The following is an 18,172-nucleotide window of genomic DNA, read 5'->3' as shown; positions in this document are numbered from 1 at the left end:
CACCGAATAGGCCCGCGTCAGCGGACGCCCGTCGATCTCGAGCCCGATCATCGTGAACTCGCCATTGCGGAAGCGGAACGACGGGTCGCGCGTCGTGCGGAACGAAAACAGCGTCTCCGTCCAGTGATGCACATGCGTCACACGCTCTTCCAGATACTTGCTCATCGGAATGTCCTCGGAGGATTCGGCGGGACCGCGCCCGCGTCAGGCGATGGCGGGATCGGCCGCCCCGAAGGCGGCCTCGAGCTTGCCGGGCGCGCCGTCCCAGTCCTTGGCGTCGGCGGGCGGGTCTGATTTCTCGGTCACGTTCGGCCACAGCGCGGCATATTTGGCGTTGAACGCCACCCAGCCCTCCGTGCCGGCTTCGGTGTCAGGCTTTATCGCCGCCGCCGGGCATTCCGGCTCGCAGACGCCGCAATCGATGCATTCGTCCGGCGCGATCACCAGCATCGTCTCGCCGACGTAGAAGCAGTCGACCGGGCAGACCTCGACGCAGTCCATATATTTGCAGCGGATGCAGTTCTCCGTGACGACATAGGTCATCGGCTCTCAGTCCTCGATTGCGCGGCGAGCGGCTCAGCTCCTCAGAGCGAGCGCGCCAGGTCGTTGTTGTCGAAGTTGGTCGCGAGCCCCTTCAGGGCGTCGGCGTTGATCTCGCCGCCCATGGCCTTGAGGCTCTCCTCGCGAATCAGGCTCATCAGCCCGCGCCGCAGCGCCAGGAATTCCGACGACATGATCACCGACGGCTCGCGCGGCCGGGCGAGCGGCACCGCGATCTCGGCCTTGATCGAGCCGGGGCGCGCCGTCATGACGTAGACGCGGTCCGACAGGAAGATCGCCTCGTCGATGTCGTGGGTGACGAACAGCACCGAGATCTTCAGCCGCTGCCACATATTGGTGAGGATCTGCTGCATGATCAGCCGGGTCTGGGCGTCGAGCGCGCCGAACGGCTCGTCGAGCAACAGGATCCGCGGGCCGGTGGCGAGCGCCCGCACGATGCCGACACGCTGCTTCATGCCGCCGGACAGCGCATCCGGGTACTGATCCTCGAACTGCGAGAGGCCCGCGAGGCCGAGCAGAGTGCGCGCCTGCCGCTTGCGCTCGCTGGCCTCGATGCCCTTCATCTTGAGCCCGAACTCGACGTTCTGGCGCACGGTCTTCCAGGGGAACAGCGAATATTGCTGGAAGATCATGCCGCGGTCGGCGCCCGGCCCGTCAACCGGCCGGCCGTCGACCATGACCGAGCCGCTGGTGGGCTTGAGGAAGCCGGCGAGCGCGTTCAGCAGAGTGGACTTGCCGCAGCCCGAGGGGCCGATGATCGAGACGAACTCGCCGGGCTCGACGGTCAGCGAGACGCCGGACACCGCGTCGGTGTAGCCGCCCGGCGTCCTGTAGCGCAGACCGAAATCCTCGATCTCGATGCGCCCTTTGCGCTCGCTCTGGACCTCGCGGGACGCCGCGCCGGACTCGGCGGCGCGCGGCTTCAGGGAGGTGACGCTCATCGGGCGGCGCTCCACGGCATGACGAGGCGGCCGAGCAGGCGGATCGTCCAGCTCGAGACGAGGCCCAGCACCCCGATCGCGATCATGCCGAGCGCGATGTCCGGATACTGGACGAGCGAGTAGGCTTCCCAGGTGAAGTAGCCGATGCCGAACTGGCCCGAGATCATCTCGGCGGCGATCAGCGACACCCAGGCGACGCCCATGCCGACGGTCAGGCCAGTGAAGATCTGCGGCAGCGTCGCCGGCAGATAGACCTCGCGGAACAGCGCGACCTCCTTGGCGCCGAGGCAGCGCGCCGCGCGCACCAGGACCGGGTCCACGGTCGCCATGCCGTGCAGCGTGTTGAGCAGGATCGGGAAGAACGAGCCCAGGAAGGTGATGAAGACGATCGACTGCTCGTTGGTCGGCCACAGCATGATCGACATCGGCACCCAGGCGATCGCCGGGATCGGCCGCAGCACCTCGGAAACCGGAAACGCCATCTCGCGCAGCAGCCGGAACCGACCCATCAGCAGCCCGAGCGGAATCGCCGCCAGGGCGGCCAGCGCGAAGCCGTAGACGATGCGACGGCAGCTCATGAGCAGATGGCTCGCGAAGGTCGGTGAGCCCCAGGCGGCCTCCGCGCTCGCCAACACGTCCGCCGGCGTCGGCACGTTCATGAAGCGGACGTAGAGGTCGAGCTTCCAGGTCGTCACGACGTGCCAGGTCAGGATGAACAGCGCGATCGAGGCCGCGCCGACCAGCGCGGACCGCACCGGCAGGTCGGGGAGCCTGAGCTACAGCGCGGACGGGACCTGCGGCGCTTGGGGCCGGGCCGCGTCGGGCTCCGGCCGGGCCGCCGCGGGCGCAAGCGCGTTAGACATCATCACATTGCTCATCGATCAGCCTTTCGCGGCCGCAAGCGCGTCTTCGAAGCTCACGACCTTGCCGCCCGATTTCGCCGCATAGGCGTCGGCGTCGGCCTTGAGCATGAAGGGGGCGAGTTCCGCCTTGTCGCCGGTCACGTAGAACGCCTTGTCGGCGAACAGCTTGATCCCGCGCTCGGCGTCGAACACATAGGCGACGTTCATCGCGACGCCCTTCGCCTTGAAGTCGCTATAGGCGGCGAGCGTGCAGGCGGCGCTCGAGAATGGCTTGATGTCGCCGTCCTTGATCCAGATCTCGCCGGCCTTGCGCGGCTCGGCGACCGGCTTCTTGCAGAAGGCGTCTTCGCCCTTGACCTCGTAATTCGCGGTCGAGGCGAGCTGCTTGTCGTAATCCAGGCCGCGTTCCTTGAAGGCCGCGCGGATGAACTTGTCGTTCACCCAGGGGCCGACGTCGAACTCCTTCATCTTGCCGAGCCCCTGGAGAACCTTGACGTCCTCCCTGGCGGCGTCGATCAGCGGCTGCTTCAGCGTCGGATCGATCGTCATGATGCCGCCCGGGCCAAGGAAGATGTAGACGACTTCCTTGTCGGTGCCGGTCCACTTCGAGATCATCTCTGCGGCGCGCTTGGGATCCTGCCTGACCCACTCGCCCGCGTCCAGAACAGCCTGAAGGTAGGCGTCGACGACTTCCGGATACTTTTCGGCGAAGTCGGTGCGGACCACCACGCCATGCCACGTCGGCAGATTGGTCTGCAGCCCGTCGAACACCTTTCGGGCGAAGCCACGGAACGGCAGCAGCTCGGCGAAGGGCACGAAATCGGCGTGCGCGTCGATCTTGTTCTCCTTCAGATTGGTCGAGCCCACCTCGGGGCTCTGGCTGACCAGCGTGAAGAAGTCCTTGGGCAGGCCGGCGTCCTGCATCGCCTTGAGCATCATGCCGTGCGCCGCGGAGCCGAACGGCACGCTGACGACCTTGCCCTTGAGGTCCTGCAGCGAGAAATACGGGCTGTCCTTGTTGACCACCACGCCATTGCCCGAGCCCGCAAGATTGTAGGCGGCGACCGCGATCAGCTGCGACTTGCTCTCGGAATTGTTCTGGAACGTGTAGCCGTTGACGACCAGCGGGTAGTCGCCCATGCCGCCGAACTGCAGCTTGCCGGCCATCATGCCGTTGGTGACCGGCGGCCCGGAGGTGAAGTTCTGCCACTGCAGATCGTAGGTGACGTCCTTGTACCTGCCGTCATGCGGCAGATGCTTCTCGAGCAGCTTCAGCTCGCGGATCACGACGCCGGTCGTGGCCGTGTTGGTGGTCGTGTCCTGCGTGCCGATGCCGATCGTCAGCGTCTCGGCCGCGGCGGCGCTCGGGAGCGCCAGTCCCGTCGCGGTCATCAGCGCCGCGAAAGAGACGGCGCAGCGCGTTCTCCAGGATCCCATATCGCTCACCTCGTTAGAAGATCAGGGCGTCAGGACGGGTCCGACGGTCGGATCATCAAGGCGTGGCGCAGGTCGTTCAATTGAAGACCGCGGCGCGCGGTCGATTAGTTGCTAATTTCCTTTGCCTGCCTGAAAAAGCGGCAAGCGCCGCGTCAGCCTTCGCCATTGCGCATGGCGAGCAGGACGTCCGGCCTGCGGATCACTAGGTCCGAGCGGGTCGCGGACACGATGCCGCGCTCGGCGAAGCGCTTGAGGCTGATCGTCACCCACTGCCGAGTGGCGCCAACGAGATGCGCCAGATCCGCATGGGTGAAGCTCGCCGCGATCAGGACGCCGCCGTCCTCCTCCTCGACGCCGTAAAGGTCGGCGAGGTGGAGCAGCAGATGCGCGAGCCGCTCCGTGATCGAGCGCGTGCCGAGCATCTGCGCCATGGTCGAGTAGCACTTGCCCTTGAACACGAGCCCGTCGATCACGCCGAGCGCGAAGGCCGGAATGGTGACGACCAGCTCCCGCAGCGCGTTTCCCGAGAGGTGCAGCACGCTCGAATTGCAGGAGGCGACGCCCGACCAGACATGCGGCCCGCCGCCGAAGATCTCGGGGCCGCCGACGAAGTTGCCGGGGTACCAGTAAGCCAGGGTGATCTCGCGACCCGAAGGCGCGGCGTAAAACACCCGGATGCGTCCGGAGTCGATCAGATAGATGCCGTCATGCGGCGAGCCCTGGCTGAACAGTGTCGCGCCGCGGTTCAGCACCTTCTTGCGGCCGCGCGAGACGACCAGTTCGCGCTCCCGCTGCGACAACTGTTCGAGGATCGGCCGCTGACGCGCGCGGTCCGGGACCCGGATGTTCGGCTCGCCGTCGGACAGCAGCAACGCGGCCGCGGGTCTCACCGCCTCTGGAGAGCCCGACATCAATGGCGGCCAAGAAGCCTGTGGGATGGCCAATGTCGTTTCCCTGCTTCACCGACTGTGCGCTGCAGCGAAGCACGGAACCATTCCAATTCAAAGTCACAAAGATGGCCGCCGCTGCGGCGTCTCTGGGCGCCCGATACGAAAAAGCCGGCGTCCCTTGGCGGGAGCCGGCTTTATTGTGGGCGGCGCGCTCTGATCACACGGCTTCTTGGCAGCGACCGATCGCCCAGCGGATCAACTTGCGGACATCCGGATCGGGATCGTCCATCGCGCGTTCGAGCCAGCGCAGCGCCTGCGGGGCCGCGATCTCGCCGAGCGCCGCCGCGCACTCCTTGCGGACATTGCTGGTCTCGTTCTCGAGATTGCTCCCGAGCGCCTCGATCGCGCTCGCGGCCTTGAGACGGCCGAGGGCGTTGGCGGCTTTCACCCGCACCTGCCAGACCTCGTCGCCCATCGCCTGGATGAGCTGCACTGTGGCCTCGGGCAGCCGGATCTTGGCGACCGAGGCGGCGGCCTCCTCCCGCACCTGCCAGTGCGGGTCGGAGAGGCCGGCGACGAGCGTCGCCGCGCCGCGGCCGCCCGGCCGCACGAACACCAGCGCCGACATGGTGGCGCGCCGGACGGACGCGTCGGGGTCCGAGGCGGTCGCGATCAGCGCCGGCAGCGCCTCCTCGGCCTTGAGCCAGCCGATCACGCCAAGCCCCTCGCGGCGCACCTCGGCGTTCTCGTTCTGCAGGGCCTTCAGCGCCGCCGCGAGCGCGTCCGGGAGGGTGAGTTCGCGCAGCGCGCGCAGCGCCGCCGCCTGGACGAACGGATCGGGGTGCTGGGCGCGGTCGATCAGAAGCGGTCCGCAGGACGGCTCCTTCTTCTCGGCGAGCGCCTCGGCCGCGTTCTGCCGCACCGCCACATCGGGGTCTTCGAGCGAACCCACGAGGCCCTCCACGACATCCGGCCCGTCATGCTCGTCGAGCGCCTTGGCGGCGGCCGCCCGAACCTCCGCGTCGGGATCGGCGAGGCCGGTCAGCAGCAGGACCTTGGCGTCCGGTCCGACCTCCTCGGCGAGCTCCATCATCGCGACCCGGCGGATGCCCGGATCGGGATCGGTCGCCCGCTCCTTGAGATCCGCAAGATCGTCGCCGAACGGATCGAAAGGCGGCATTGCTTCCTCCTCAGCGCAGCAGATAGGGGATGTTGACCTTGACCGCGCCGGTCGGGCAGTCGGCCTCGCAGGGCATGCAGTACCAGCACTCGTCGTACTTCATGTAAGCTTTCTTGCGACCTTCATCGATCGCGAGAATGTCGAGAGGGCAGACGTCGACGCAGACCGTGCAGCCCTTCTCGGCGATGCACTTGGCGTCGTCGATCACGACGGCCGCGCTTTTCTGCTGGGTGATGATCGGCACTTGCTCTCTCCTTACTCGGCCGCGACCGGCGTCTTGACGCGGAGCTGGTGGTACGCGGCCATCTCGTCCGCCTCGACCCGCACCACGTAAGGCGCGACCTCACGCTTCCGGTGCGCCATGCGGCCGAACTCGTCCTTGAACAGCATCGTGTGGCAGAACCACTCGTCGTCATTCGTCTCGGGATGGTCGACCCGAAGATGATAGAAGCCCCAGCGGCTCTCGGTCCTGTAGAGCGAGGCCGCGGCCGCCATGTCGGCGCAGTCGAGGATCGACTGCATTTCGAGCGCGCGGTGCAGCTCGTGCGGATCGGTGGCGCAGAGGTGCTGCAGGTCTTCGCGGATCTCGGCGAAGCGGCGCTGGCCGATCTCCATTTTGGCGGTGACCTTCGGCGGCTCGAGATAGTCGTTCACGAGGCGGCGGGTCTTGAACTCCATCTCGTGCGGCGTCAGCCCGTCATCGCGGCGGGTCGGGGCCAGCACGCGCTCCTGCTCGGCGGCGAGATAGCCGGCGTCATAGGCCGGCAGATCCGCGCTCTCGCAGTAGGAGGCGGCGTCCGCGCCGGCGATGCCGCCGTTCACGAAGGCGCCCAGCATGTAGTTGTGCGGCACGCTCGCCATGTCGCCGACGGCGTAGAGACCGGGGATCGTGGTGCGGGCGTTCTCGTCGACCCACACCCCCGAGGCGGAGTGGCCGGAGCAGAAGCCGATCTCCGAGATGTGCATCTCCACGGGACGCTTGCGGTAGTCGTTGCCGCGGCCCTCGTGGAAGCGGCCGCGCGAGGGCCGCTCGTTGGTGTGCAGGATGGTCTCGATCTCCGAGATGGTCTCCTCGGCGAGGTGGTCCATCTTGAGGTAGACCGGGCCGTTCCCGCTCTGCAGCTCGCGCCAGAACTCCAGCATCATCTGGCCCGACCAATAGTCGCACTCGATGAAGCGGTCGCCCTTGTTGTTCGCCGTATAGCCGCCGAACGGGCCCGTGACATAGGCGCAGGACGGGCCGTTATAGTCCTTGATCAGCGGGTTGATCTGGTAGCATTCGAGGTTCGCGAGCTCGGCGCCGGCGTGATACGCCATCGCGTAGCCGTCGCCGCAATTGGCCGCGTTCTCATAGGTGCCGAACAGGTAGCCGGAGGCCGGCAGGCCGAGACGGCCGGCGGCGCCGCAGGCGAGCACCACGGCCTTCGCCCTCACCACCAGGAACTCGGAGGTGCGGGTGTTGACGCCGACCGCGCCGGCGATCCGGCCGTCCTCGGCCTTCAGCAGCCGGGTCGCCATGTAGCGGTTGGTGACCGAGACCTGCAGGCGGCGCAGCTGCCGGTACAGCACCTTCTTGACGTTGTGACCTTCCGGCATCGGCAGAACGTAGGTCCCCATGTGGTGGACCTTGCGCATGTTGTATTCGCCGGAGCCGTCCTTCTCGAACTTTACCCCGAGCTTGTCGAGGTACTGGATCATCGGGAAGGAGCCCTGCGCGTAGGCCATCACGGCCTTCTGGTGGACGATGCCGTCATTCGCGACGGTGATCTCCTTCACATACTGCTCGGGCGTCGCGTAGCCGGGCACGATGGCGTTGTTCAGCCCGTCCATGCCCATCGAGATCGCGCCGGAGCGCTTGACGTTGGCCTTCTCCATCAAGACGACGCGCAGGCCCGGATTGGCCTCCTTCGCCTTGATGGCCGCCATCGGGCCGCCGGTGCCGCCGCCGATGACGAGGATGTCGGCCTCGATGATCTCGGTCTTGATGTCGCTTCCGCTCATGTTCGAGGTCATTCCGTCTGTTGGATCGCTTGGGATGCGGGGTCAGGCGGCCTGCGCCGGCTCGGCGTGCGCGGCCGCAGACGCCTCGCGGGCGAGGCTGCGGAGATAGCTCCAGGGGAAAATCCCGCGGTCGTGGCCGTCGGCGAACACCAGGTGGACCGCGTAACCGCCCATCGGCTCAACCGCGACGATGGCGGCGTCCGCGAAGGCGGCGGGAAAACGGGCGTCGACGCGGGCGCGGGTGCACCAGGCGCAGCGGCAGCGCAGCCGCAGCGTCTCGGCCGGCGCCGCGGCCGTCGAGCCGTCAGCGAAGCTCATGCGCAGCTCCCGGCCGCCGCGGCCGAGCACCGCTTCGACCGGCGCGTCCGCGGGGTCGAACGGCGGCTGCTGCGCGGCGATGTTTTCCAGGGGATGCTGCATGTCAGGCCCTTCCGCGTCGTTCGAAAAGAAGACCCGCAAAGCCCGGCGCCCGACAGCAATTAGTTGCCGCTCCGCGTGCATTGCGGGCGCCGCCCGTCAGGCGGAGACGGGCTCCGCCCGCACCGGCGCGGCCGGCCGGCGCAGGCCCGGCGAGAGCGCCAGCGCGACGCCGCAGAGGGTCGCGGCGAAGCCGATCGCCTCGATGCCGCTGAAGCGGTCGCCGAACGCCAGGAAGGAGCCGACCGCAGCCCACAGCGGGGCCATGAGCATGCCCGTCGCGGCGACCGAGGCGGGCAGTGCGCGCACGGCCGCGAACCAGGCCAGATAGCCGGCCGCCATCGGCCCGAGCGCCATATAGGCCCAGGCGCACAGCCCTTGCGCCGACAACGGCGCCGCCGGCTGGCTCTCGAAAGCGAGCGATACCGCGGCGAGCGCGAGCCCGCCGAGAGCGAGCTGCCAGGCCGTGGCGCTCAGCGCCGGCAACGCGAGCGGCCGGCGCGCCGTGACCGAGCCGAGCCCGAACAGCACCGCCGCCGCGAGCGCGAAGCCCACGCCCGGCAGCCGCGCCGCGCTGAACGCCATGCCGGAGCCGCCGAGGATCACCGCCACGCCCGCCGCCGCCATCACGAGCGCGGCGAGCGCGCGCGCCGTCGGGCGGACGCCCTCGAGCGCCCAGGACAGCAGCATGGCCCAGAGCGGCATGGTGTAGACCAGCAGCGCGCCCTCAGGCGGCCGCAGCCACTGGACCGACAGCGCCGAAAACCCCATCCAGGCGAACACGTTGGTGAAGGACCGCCAGGCCAGCGAACGCCATTGGCCTGCGCCGGGCAGGAGCCGTTCGCGCCGCAGGGCCGCGAGCCCGAACAGCAGGGCCGCCGCCGCCATCGCGGCGACGCCGCGGGCGAACATCGGCGGAATCTCGAGCGAGATCACCTTGATGGCCGGCCAGTTGAAGCCCCAGCTCGCCGAGGCGACGAGCAGGCAGGCCGCCCCAACGCCCATGCGGATCAGAGCCCGGTCGGTCGGCAGGCCGAGCCAGGGAAACGGTCTGCGCGAAGCCGCGTGGTGCAAGCGTGTCTCCCGACCGGCGCGGGAGCCGCCGGAGCGGCGCGAAAGCAATCGTGCTGCGGCTGCGAAGGACAGCAATTAGTTGCCGGCCAAGCGTTTCCGGCCAACCCGGAGATCGCCCGGAGAGCTTCCCCGCCCGTCGACTTCGGGGCTGCGGCGTGCCAAGAGCGCGCCTCTCAATCACGGGCGGGGAATCGGAAGACATGCGGGCCGGACGTTTGATCTCGCCCACGCTCGCGGTGGCGCTGTCGACCCTGTTCTGGGGCACAGCCTGGTACCCGATGCGCGCCCTTCAGGAGCGCGGGCTCGATCCGGACTGGGCGGTGGCGGTGATGTTCGGCGCGCTGGCGCTTGTGCTGGCGCCGCTGATCTGGCGCGCGCGGGCGCGGCTCTCTGGGCACTGGCGCGCGATCGGCTGGATCGGCCTGACCGGTGGCGTCGCGATGACCTGCTACTATCTCGGCGTGACGCTCACCACGGTCGCGCGCGCCACGCTGCTGTTCTATCTCGCGCCGGCCTGGACCACGCTCATCGAGTTCCTCGCGCTGCGAAGGCCGATCGGGCTCACCCGCGGCTTCGAGCTCGCGCTCGGCTTCGCCGGACTGGTCGTGATCCTCGGGCCGGGCGGCGGCGAAGGCGGCAGCGTCAATCTCGGAGACCTGTTCGCCTTCGGGGCCGGCGCGCTGTTCGCGCTGTCGTCGTTCCTGATCCACCGCCACCCGGCGCCGGGCGCGGTCGCATTCACCTGGGCCTGGGCGGTGGGCTCCGCCCTCTCCGCATGGCTTGCGGGCGCGTTGTACAACCCGGACGGGCTCGAGCGGGCGCTCGCCGCGGCGAACAGCCTGACCGCGACCTTCCTGCCGGCGGCTGCGCTCGGCACGCTGCTGTTCCTGCCGATGAACCTGCTCACCCTGTGGGGGGCGGCGCGGCTCACCCCGACCCGGCTGATGCTGCTGCTGATGTGCGAGGTGGGAATCGCCTTCGCGTCGTCCGCGATCCTGGCGGACGACCCGTTCGGGCCGCGGGAATTCTTCGGCTGCGCATTGATCCTGTCGGCGACGCTGGTCGAGCCGCTCCGCCAGCGCTTTGCATCCCCTGCCCGTCACGCCGGCTGAGCGGGCCCGCGATCAGCGGAGGCCGGCGCGGGCTCGGGCGGCGGGGTTGCGCCACATCAGAAGCTCCGGAGCTCCGAATCCGTCGCCGGTCGGATGCTGCGCGAGCCATGAGCGGACCAGCTCGCCGAAAACCCGGGCCGCCGGGGCGACCCGCTTGCTGGCGACGCTGTAGAGCGCAAATTCGACGTCGGGCAGGTCGGGCAGCCCGACGCCGTCTGCGCGCACGAGGCCGGACCCCAGAAATCGCCCCGCCAGCGGTGTGACCCCCAGTCCCGCGCGCACGGCGGCCTGCACGCCGGCGAGGCTGGGGCAGGCGTAGACGACCTCCCAGGCGCGGCCGGCTCTCTCGAGAGCGCCAAGCGCCGCCGCCCGGTAGACACAGGGCTGCGGGAACAGCGCGAGCGGAACCGGCGCGCCGGGCTCGAGCCGAAGGTCAGGGGCTGCGGCCCAGACGATCCGGTCCCGGAACACCACTTCGCCGCCGGTCTCGCCGGCAGGCCGTCTGACCAGCGCGAGGTCCAGATCACCCGCGCCGAGCCGCTCCACCAGCGCGCGGCTGACGCCGATCTCGGCGGTGAGATGCACGTCCGGATGGATGCGGCGAAAGCGGCTGAGGATCTCCGGCAGGCACTGCGCGGCGAAATCGTCCGAAGCGCCGAAGCGCAGGACCCCGCCGAGCTTCGGCGAGCCGAGATGCTCGGTCGCGTCCTCGATCAGCTGCAGGAAGCGCCGCGCGTAACCGATCAGGATTTCGCCGTCCTCGGTGAGCGACAGCGCGCGCGTGGTGCGGTTGAGGAAGGTTCTTCCCGCCTGCCGCTCCAGCCGCTTGATCTGGTGGCTGACGGTCGACTGGGTGGAGTTCAACCGCTCGGCCGCGCGGCTGAAGCCGCCGCAGTCGGCGACCGTCACGAAAGCGCGCAGCAGGTCCGGGTCGAACATCGCCGACGCTCATTCATGGCGGGACGCCATGAATGCTAACGGAACAATTCATTTGTTGCACTGCGAAAGCTCGACGAGCATCGCGGCGCAGGCCCGGCGCAGCGACGCGCCCGCCGCGCCTCTCCGCAAACGACGAAGCATTCGGTTCGAGAAGGACATCACATGACCCTGCGGCGGCCGTCCCGGGACGACATTCGCGCCATCAGCGCGCGCTCGCACATTCGGCTCACCGACGCCGAGCTCGACGTCATGGAGAAGATGGTCGCCGCCAATCTCGAGCTTTACGACGAGCTCGACCAGACGCCGGACCCGGTCCGGCCGGTCGTCCCCGCCATCCGCATTCCGGGCGCCCGGCCGAGCCCGGCGGAGGACCCGCTGAACGGCGTCGTGCGGACCTGCGACGTGCGCGCTGTCGACGCCACGGGTCCGCTCTCGGGCAAGTCGATCGGCATCAAGGACACGATCTGCGTCGCCGGCATTCCGACGAGCTGCGGCTCGCGCCTGCTCTACGACTTCATCCCCGACGCCGACGCCACTGTGGTGAAGCGCATCCTGGAGGCCGGCGGCCACATCACCGCAATGCTCAACACCGACGATTTCGCGTTCTCGGGCGGCGGCCACACCAGCGCTTATGGGGCCGGCCTCAACCCGGTGAACCAGAAGCATGTCGCGGGCGGCTCGTCCTGCGGCTCCGCCACCTCGGTCGCGAGCGGCCAGGTCGACATCGCGCTCGGCGGCGACCAGGGCGGCTCGATCCGCATCCCCTCCTCCTGGTCCGGCATCGTCGGCCACAAGCCGACGCACGGTCTCGTGCCCTACACCGGCATCGCCGGCTTCGACCCGACCATCGACCATGTCGGCCCGATGGCGAAGACGGTCGAGGACGCGGCGCTGCTGCTCTCGGTGATCGCCGGCGTCGACGACACGGCGCGCGACATGCGCCAGCCCACCACGATCAACAAGGTCGACTATGCGGCCGCCCTGACCGGCTCGATCAAGGGCCTGCGGATCGGCGTCGTGAAGGAAGGCTTCGGCACGCCCTGGTCGATGAAGGCAGTCGACAAGGCGGTGCGCGAGGCGGTCAAGCACCTCCGGAAACTCGCCGCCTCGGTCGAGGAGATCTCAGTCCCCGAGCATGCGCGCGTCCCGGCGATCTGGAACAGCATCGCGATCGAAGGCGGCATCGCGACCTTCTACCAGGGGCTCAACGCCTACGGCATGAAGGGCTGGTACAACACGCGGCTGATGTCGGCGATGAACCGCGGCATCAAGACCAATGGCGGCGATTTCTCGCCGACCGCCAAGCTCGGCGTGGTGCTCTCGGAATATATGAGCGCGCAGTATCACGGCGTGTTCTACGGCCGCGCGCAGAACCTCGCGCGTCAGCTGACGGCGGCCTACGACAAGGTGTTCGAGAGCTTCGACCTGGTGGTCATGCCGACGACGCCGCAGACCGCGCACGAAATCCCGCCGCTGCCGGAAGTGGACCGGGCCCAGCATATCGCGCAGGCCCTCAACATGGTCTGCAACACCGCCGCCTTCGACCTGACCGGACACCCGTCGATCTCGGTGCCGTGCCACGACGTCTCGGGGCTTCCGGTCGGGCTGATGTTCACCGGGCGGTCGTTCGACGACCAGACGGTGCTGCGCGCCGGCCACGCCTATCTGGCGGACGCGTAAAGCTCCCCCGGCTCAGACCTCGAGGGTCTCGAACCGGTCCGGCGGAGAGGCGGCGAGCTCGGCCCAGTCGAGCTCCTCCTCGAGCGCGTGGAACACGTCGTCGCCGATCTCGCCGCGGCGGCGGAGCTCCGAGAGGCGCTTGCGCTTGGCGGCGAGCGCCGCTCTCCGCAACTCGTCGGCTTCGCCCTCGGCGCTCGGGTGGCGACCGGCCTCGGTCGCGGCGCGGGCGGCGGCGCTGAGCTCTTCCCGCAGCCAGCGCGCGGCCCGGCTGTCGCTCTTGTCCAGGACGGCCTCGGCCGCCTCGATCAGTTCCACCCGGGCCGCGACGAGTTCCTTGTCGAAGGTTCCGTCGCGCTCGAAGCGCAGCAGCCGGATCAGCGGAGCCAGCGTCAGCCCCTGGCCGACGAGCGTTCCGAGCACGGTCGCGAAGGCCGCGAGCGCGATCAGGTCACGGTGCGGGAAGCCCGGCGGCAGGGCGAGCGCGGTCGCGAGCGTGATCAGGCCGCGCATCCCGCACCACGACACCGCGATCCCCTGCGCCACAGTCGGCGCCGTTCCGCGGCCGCGCCAGCGGACGATCAGACTGGCGATGCGGCCGTAGGCCATCACCCAGGCGAAGCGGACGGCGATCACCACGCCCAGCACCGCGAGCGCGAACAGCGCGGCGTCCCAGAGCTCGGCGGAGGGCAGCCGGTTGACGATCTCCCGCCCCTGGATGCCCATCAGCAAAAAGGCCAGCACGTTGAGCAGGAAGACCACCGCCTCCCAGACCGAATAGGAGCGCACCCGGTCGCGCGGCGAATGTCGCTCCGGGGCGCCGCGGGCGAGCACCATCCCGAAGGCCACGACCGCGAGGATCGGCGACAGACCGAGCCGCTCGGCGATGATCCACACGCCGAAGGTGCTGACGAATTCAAACAGCGTGCCGCCAAGCGTGCCGGCGAGGAACGGCAGGAGCTGGAGATAGGCGACCCCGGTCAGCGCGCCGCCGATCACCCCGCCGATCGGCGCGAGCACGAGACCCGGCGCGAGCGCAGCGAAGGGCTCGCCTGTCGTGGCGATCGTCACCGCGGCGCTGAAGATGAGCAGCGCGGCGGCGTCGTTCAGCAGGCTCTCGCCCTGCAGCACCGAGGCGGTGGCGCGCGGCAGCGCGACCTGCCGGATGATCGTCGAGGCCGCGGCCGCGTCCGGCGGCGCGACGATTGCGCCGAGCGCGACGCCTGCGACCAGCGGCAGTCCCCACCACACCGAAAGGGCGGCGACGGCGGCGGCCGTGAGCAGCACCGCCACGGCCGCGAGCGCGATCAGCGGCGCCCAGTGGCGGCGCAGCTCGCGCGGGGCGAAGTCGAAGGCGGCGTCGAGCAGCGCCGGAGCGATGAACAGCGCCAGCGCAAGATGCGGCTCGATGCGGATCGAGGGCGCCCAGGGCAGCGCCGCGACGGCTACGCCGGCCATCGCGAGCAGCGTCGGATAGGGAACCGCGAGCCGACGCGAGAGCTGCAGCAGCACGATCGCCGCTAACATCAATGTGAGAAGGCTCTCGAACAGCGACATTGAGCGGCTCTCTCAGGCCTTAGAGAGTGTTGCGTCGGCTACGGGTATCCGGAGCATCCGGAGACTGCTCCGGCCCAGGAAGCGTCTAACTTGCGCGGAACCTCGCGTCCTCAACGGCGGTTGATCACCGTTTTGGGGACGCGCGGCCGGCCAGCCGTCGCGCGCGCTTTTCCCATCCTCACGTTTTTGGGCTGCTCTCTATGACATCGATGGTTTCAAAGGCGCTGATCATCGCCGCCGCGGGCTTCGCGCTCGCGGGCTGCAATGACGAAGCGAAGGTTCCGATCGCCCAGGGTTACGGCCCCAACCCGACGCTTCCGGCGCCGCAGAAGAGCTGGATTCCGCACGTCAACGTCTCCAAGGCGGTCGGCTGGGCGGATGGCGCGACGCCGAAGGCCGGCGCCGGCTTCCAGGTGACCGAGTTCGCCGGAGGCTTCGATCATCCGCGCAAGGTCTACGCGCTGCCGAACGGCGACGTGCTGGTCGCGGAGACGGCCGAGCCGCCGAAGCCTGAGGACGGCAAGGGCGTCAAGGCGTGGTTCCAGAGCTTCTTCATGGACCGCGCCGGCGCCAAGGTGAAAAGCGCGAACCGCATCACGCTGCTGCGCGACGCGGACGGCGACGGCAAGGCCGAGGTCCGCAAGACGTTTCTGACCGGCCTAAACTCGCCCTTCGGCATGGCGCTCGCGGGCGACCGCCTCTACGTCGCCGACACCGACGCGATCGTCAGCGTCCCCTACCGGGAGGGCGACACCGAGATCAAAGCGCCGGTCGAAAAGCTCGTCGACCTGCCGGGCGGGCCGATCAACCACCACTGGACTAAGGATCTGGTGGCGAGCCCCGACGGCTCCAAGCTCTACGCCACCGTCGGCTCGAACTCGAACGTCGCCGAGAACGGCATGGACGCCGAGAAGAACCGCGCGGCGATCCTCGAGGTCGACATCGCCAGCAAGAACGTGCGCCTGTTCGCCTCCGGGCTGCGCAACCCGAACGGTCCGTCCTGGCAGCCGGACAGCGGCGCGCTCTGGGTGGTCGTCAACGAGCGCGACGAACTCGGCTCCGACCTCGTGCCGGACTACATGACCTCGGTGAAGGACGGCGGCTTCTACGGCTGGCCTTACAGCTACTATGGCCAGCATGTGGACGACCGCGTGAAGCCGCAGCGGCCGGATCTGGTCGAGAAGGCGATCGTGCCCGACTACGCGCTCGGACCCCACACCGCCTCGCTTGGGCTGACCTTCAACACCGGCGGCCTGTTCCCCGAGAAGTACCGCAACGGCGCCTTCGTCGGCCAGCACGGCTCGTGGAACCGCACCCCGCAGAGCGGCTACAAGGTGATCTTCGTGCCGTTCAAGGACGGCATGCCGAGCGGGGCGCCCGAGGACGTGCTGACCGGCTTCCTCAACGGCAAGGACGAGGCGCAGGGCCGACCGGTCGGCGTCGCGATCGACAAGTCCGGCGCCCTGCTGGTCGCCGACGATGTCGGCAACAAGGTCTGGCGCGTCACGCCCGCGCAGGCAGGCAGCTAAGCGCGCGCCGGCGTCGCCGGGCCGGCCCGGCGACGCTTCCGACGCCTCACCTCAGAAGGCTGCCGAGCACCTTGGCGGTGTAGTCGATCATCGGCACGATCCGGGCGTAGTTCAGCCGGGTCGGGCCGATGACTCCCAGCACGCCGACGATCTTGCGGTCGCCGTCCCGGAACGGGGCAGCCACCATCGAGGAGCCCGAGAGCGAGAACAGCTTGTTCTCCGAGCCGATGAAGATGCGCACGCCGTCGCCGGTTTCGGCGCGGCCCAGAAGGTCGATGACGCCCTTCTTGGTTTCCAGATCGTCGAGCAGCAGGCGGATCCGCTCGAGATCCTCGAGGGCACGGAGGTCCTCCAGCAGATTGGCCTGGCCGCGCACGATCAGCTGGCGCGGCTCGCCTTCCGAGGCGCCGGCCCAGCTCGCCAGCCCGGCTTCGACGATCCGCGTCGAGAGCGCGTCGAGCTCCGTCTGCGCCGTCGACAATGCGCTCTCGACGGCCTCGCGCGCCTCTCCGAGGGTGCGGCCGCGCATATGGCCGTTCAGGAAATTGGTCGCCTCGACCAGCGCGGAAGCCGGCAGGCCGCGGGGCAAGGGCAGAATGCGGTTCTCGACCGAGCCGTCCTCACCGACCAGCACGACCAGCGCCCGTTCCGGATCGAGCGGCACGAACTCGATGTGCTTGATCGCCGGGTCCTGCTTGCCGGCGAGCACGACGCCCGCTCCGCGCGAGACCCCGGACAGCATGCTGGAGACATCGGTCAGCACCTCCTCGACCGAGCGCGAGCGGTTTGAGCCAGCGACCTGACGCTCGATTGCGCTCTTGTCGTCCGGCGAAAGCTCGCCGACCTCCATCATTGCGTCGATAAAGAAGCGCAGGCCGAGCTCGGTCGGCAGCCTGCCGGCGCTCGTGTGCGGCGCGTAGATCAGGCCGAGCGCCTCGAGGTCCGCCATGACGTTGCGGACGGACGCCGGCGACAGCGAGACCGACAGCAGCCGCGATACGTTGCGGGAGCCGAGCGGCTCACCGGTCGTCAGATAGCTGTCGACGATGCGGCGGAAAATCTCGCGAGACCGGCGATCGAGCTGGGCGAGGCCGGCGGTCGTTTCGGTGATCGGGCGTTCAATTGACATGCCTGTGAGGTAGGCCTTCGCCGCACGCGTGAACAGGCAGGATTTCGCAAGCGCGCCCCGCGATCAAGCGCCGCCGCGCTTGCGGCGGACGCGCCGCGAGGGCAGAAGGAACGCCGTTCCCGAAAGCCTGCGAGCCCTTGATGTCGATCCGTCCGTCGAAACGCGCCCCCGAGGTCATGCGCGCCGTATCCCTCGAGCGCGGCGTCGCGCGCTATGCGGAAGGCTCGTGCCTGGTGAAGTTCGGCGAGACCCATGTGCTGTGCGCCGCGAGCCTCGAGGACAAGGCCCCCGGCTGGCTGCGCGGCCAGGGCCGCGGCTGGGTGACGGCGGAGTACGCGATGCTGCCGCGCGCCACCCATGAGCGCACGCGCCGCGAGGTGAATTCCGGCAAGCCTTCGGGCCGCACCCAGGAAATCCAGCGGCTGATCGGCCGCTCCCTGCGCGCCGTAGTGGACCTCAAGATGCTTGGCGAGCGGCAGATCACGGTCGATTGCGACGTGCTGCAGGCCGATGGCGGCACCCGCACCGCCTCGATCACCGGCGCCTGGGTCGCGCTGCACGACTGCCTGGCCTGGATGAAGGCGCGCGACATGCTGAAAGGTCCGGCGCTGAAGGACCACGTGGCGGCCGTCTCGTGCGGCCTGTTCAAGGGAACCCCGGTGGTCGACCTTGACTATGCCGAGGATTCCAGCGCCGAAACCGACGCGAATTTCGTGCTCACCGGCTCCGGCGGGATCGTCGAGGTGCAGGGCACGGCCGAAGGCGCGCCATTCTCGGAAGCGGAGCTCATGTCGCTGCTCGGCCTCGCCAAGACCGCCTGCTCGAACCTCGTCGAGCTGCAGAAGCTCGCCGTCGCCTGAGAGGA

General features: G+C 69.0%; 16 protein-coding genes and 2 pseudogenes. 4 read left to right on the top strand and 14 right to left on the bottom strand.

The genetic code is table 11. From position 1 onward, the window contains the following. The 11 genes and pseudogenes from VM780_RS09390 to VM780_RS09340 form a co-directional block, all read right to left on the bottom strand. Window positions 1-165 (bottom strand): annotated as a pseudogene (locus VM780_RS09390) (ferredoxin--NADP reductase); the annotation flags it as partial. A 39-nt stretch (window positions 166-204) separates the two neighbouring features. Continuing rightward, window positions 205-543 (bottom strand): ferredoxin FdxA, encoded by a 339-nt coding sequence (fdxA, locus tag VM780_RS09385; RefSeq protein WP_325447003.1) that lies wholly within the window; start codon window positions 541-543, stop codon window positions 205-207. Between the two features lie 41 nt (window positions 544-584). Then, on the bottom strand, window positions 585-1,502 hold the full coding sequence (locus tag VM780_RS09380) for an ABC transporter ATP-binding protein (RefSeq protein ID WP_325447002.1): 918 nt from the start codon (window positions 1,500-1,502) through the stop codon (window positions 585-587). After that, window positions 1,499-2,275 (bottom strand): annotated as a pseudogene (locus VM780_RS09375) (ABC transporter permease); the annotation flags it as partial. The pseudogene VM780_RS09375 and the gene VM780_RS09380, both read right to left, overlap by 4 nt. 108 nt (window positions 2,276-2,383) lie before the next feature. Beyond that, complete coding sequence (locus VM780_RS09370; protein ID WP_325447000.1) at window positions 2,384-3,757, bottom strand: ABC transporter substrate-binding protein; 1,374 nt, start codon at window positions 3,755-3,757, stop codon at window positions 2,384-2,386. A 197-nt stretch (window positions 3,758-3,954) separates the two neighbouring features. Further along, window positions 3,955-4,713, bottom strand: a complete 759-nt coding sequence (locus VM780_RS09365) for a Crp/Fnr family transcriptional regulator (RefSeq protein WP_325446999.1) — start codon at window positions 4,711-4,713, stop codon at window positions 3,955-3,957. A 196-nt stretch (window positions 4,714-4,909) separates the two neighbouring features. Continuing rightward, entirely contained in the window at window positions 4,910-5,872 is a 963-nt protein-coding gene (locus tag VM780_RS09360) for a HEAT repeat domain-containing protein (RefSeq protein WP_325446998.1), read from the bottom strand. Between the two features lie 10 nt (window positions 5,873-5,882). Further along, complete coding sequence (locus tag VM780_RS09355; RefSeq protein ID WP_325446997.1) at window positions 5,883-6,116, bottom strand: 4Fe-4S dicluster domain-containing protein; 234 nt, start codon at window positions 6,114-6,116, stop codon at window positions 5,883-5,885. Window positions 6,117-6,127: 11 nt separating this feature from the next. Further along, a complete protein-coding gene (locus VM780_RS09350) occupies window positions 6,128-7,873 on the bottom strand; it encodes a fumarate reductase/succinate dehydrogenase flavoprotein subunit (protein ID WP_325446996.1) in 1,746 nt (581 codons plus the stop codon). Between the two features lie 42 nt (window positions 7,874-7,915). Next, a complete protein-coding gene (locus VM780_RS09345; RefSeq protein WP_325446995.1) occupies window positions 7,916-8,293 on the bottom strand; it encodes a DUF971 domain-containing protein in 378 nt (125 codons plus the stop codon). Window positions 8,294-8,389: 96 nt separating this feature from the next. After that, window positions 8,390-9,364, bottom strand: a complete 975-nt coding sequence (locus VM780_RS09340; RefSeq protein ID WP_325446994.1) for a DMT family transporter — start codon at window positions 9,362-9,364, stop codon at window positions 8,390-8,392. Window positions 9,365-9,564: 200 nt separating this feature from the next. On the opposite strand from VM780_RS09340, the gene VM780_RS09335 reads away from it, so the two are divergent. Further along, the gene (locus tag VM780_RS09335; protein ID WP_325446993.1) at window positions 9,565-10,476 is read left to right on the top strand and encodes a DMT family transporter; all 912 of its coding nucleotides are present in this window, start codon (window positions 9,565-9,567) and stop codon (window positions 10,474-10,476) included. A 12-nt stretch (window positions 10,477-10,488) separates the two neighbouring features. Here VM780_RS09335 and VM780_RS09330 read toward each other — a convergent pair whose 3' ends face one another. Beyond that, a complete protein-coding gene (locus VM780_RS09330) occupies window positions 10,489-11,415 on the bottom strand; it encodes a LysR substrate-binding domain-containing protein (RefSeq protein WP_325446992.1) in 927 nt (308 codons plus the stop codon). A 162-nt stretch (window positions 11,416-11,577) separates the two neighbouring features. On the opposite strand from VM780_RS09330, the gene VM780_RS09325 reads away from it, so the two are divergent. Next, window positions 11,578-13,095, top strand: a complete 1,518-nt coding sequence (locus VM780_RS09325; protein WP_325446991.1) for an amidase — start codon at window positions 11,578-11,580, stop codon at window positions 13,093-13,095. Window positions 13,096-13,107: 12 nt separating this feature from the next. Here the strand turns inward: VM780_RS09325 and VM780_RS09320 are convergent, their stop codons facing one another. Next, window positions 13,108-14,649, bottom strand: coding sequence for a cation:proton antiporter (locus VM780_RS09320; RefSeq protein ID WP_325446990.1), 1,542 nt, complete (start codon window positions 14,647-14,649; stop codon window positions 13,108-13,110). 200 nt (window positions 14,650-14,849) lie between these two features. On the opposite strand from VM780_RS09320, the gene VM780_RS09315 reads away from it, so the two are divergent. Beyond that, window positions 14,850-16,178 (top strand): sorbosone dehydrogenase family protein, encoded by a 1,329-nt coding sequence (locus VM780_RS09315; protein ID WP_325446989.1) that lies wholly within the window; start codon window positions 14,850-14,852, stop codon window positions 16,176-16,178. 46 nt (window positions 16,179-16,224) lie between these two features. On the opposite strand, the gene hrcA is transcribed toward VM780_RS09315, so the two are convergent. Then, window positions 16,225-17,307, bottom strand: a complete 1,083-nt coding sequence (gene hrcA, locus VM780_RS09310; RefSeq protein WP_325446988.1) for a heat-inducible transcriptional repressor HrcA — start codon at window positions 17,305-17,307, stop codon at window positions 16,225-16,227. Window positions 17,308-17,453: 146 nt separating this feature from the next. Here hrcA and rph point away from each other — a divergent pair, with 146 nt between their 5' ends. After that, window positions 17,454-18,167 carry a ribonuclease PH gene (rph, locus tag VM780_RS09305; RefSeq protein WP_325447013.1) on the top strand — a complete coding sequence of 238 codons (714 nt, stop codon included), beginning with the start codon at window positions 17,454-17,456 and terminating at the stop codon, window positions 18,165-18,167. The last annotated feature ends 5 nt before the right edge of the window (window positions 18,168-18,172 follow it).

This window comes from Hansschlegelia sp., assembly GCF_035538955.1.
Classification (GTDB): domain Bacteria; phylum Pseudomonadota; class Alphaproteobacteria; order Rhizobiales; family Methylopilaceae; genus Methylopila.
The sequence above is the reverse complement of the archived record's forward strand: the minus strand, read 5'-3'. Positions and strand labels throughout refer to the sequence as shown.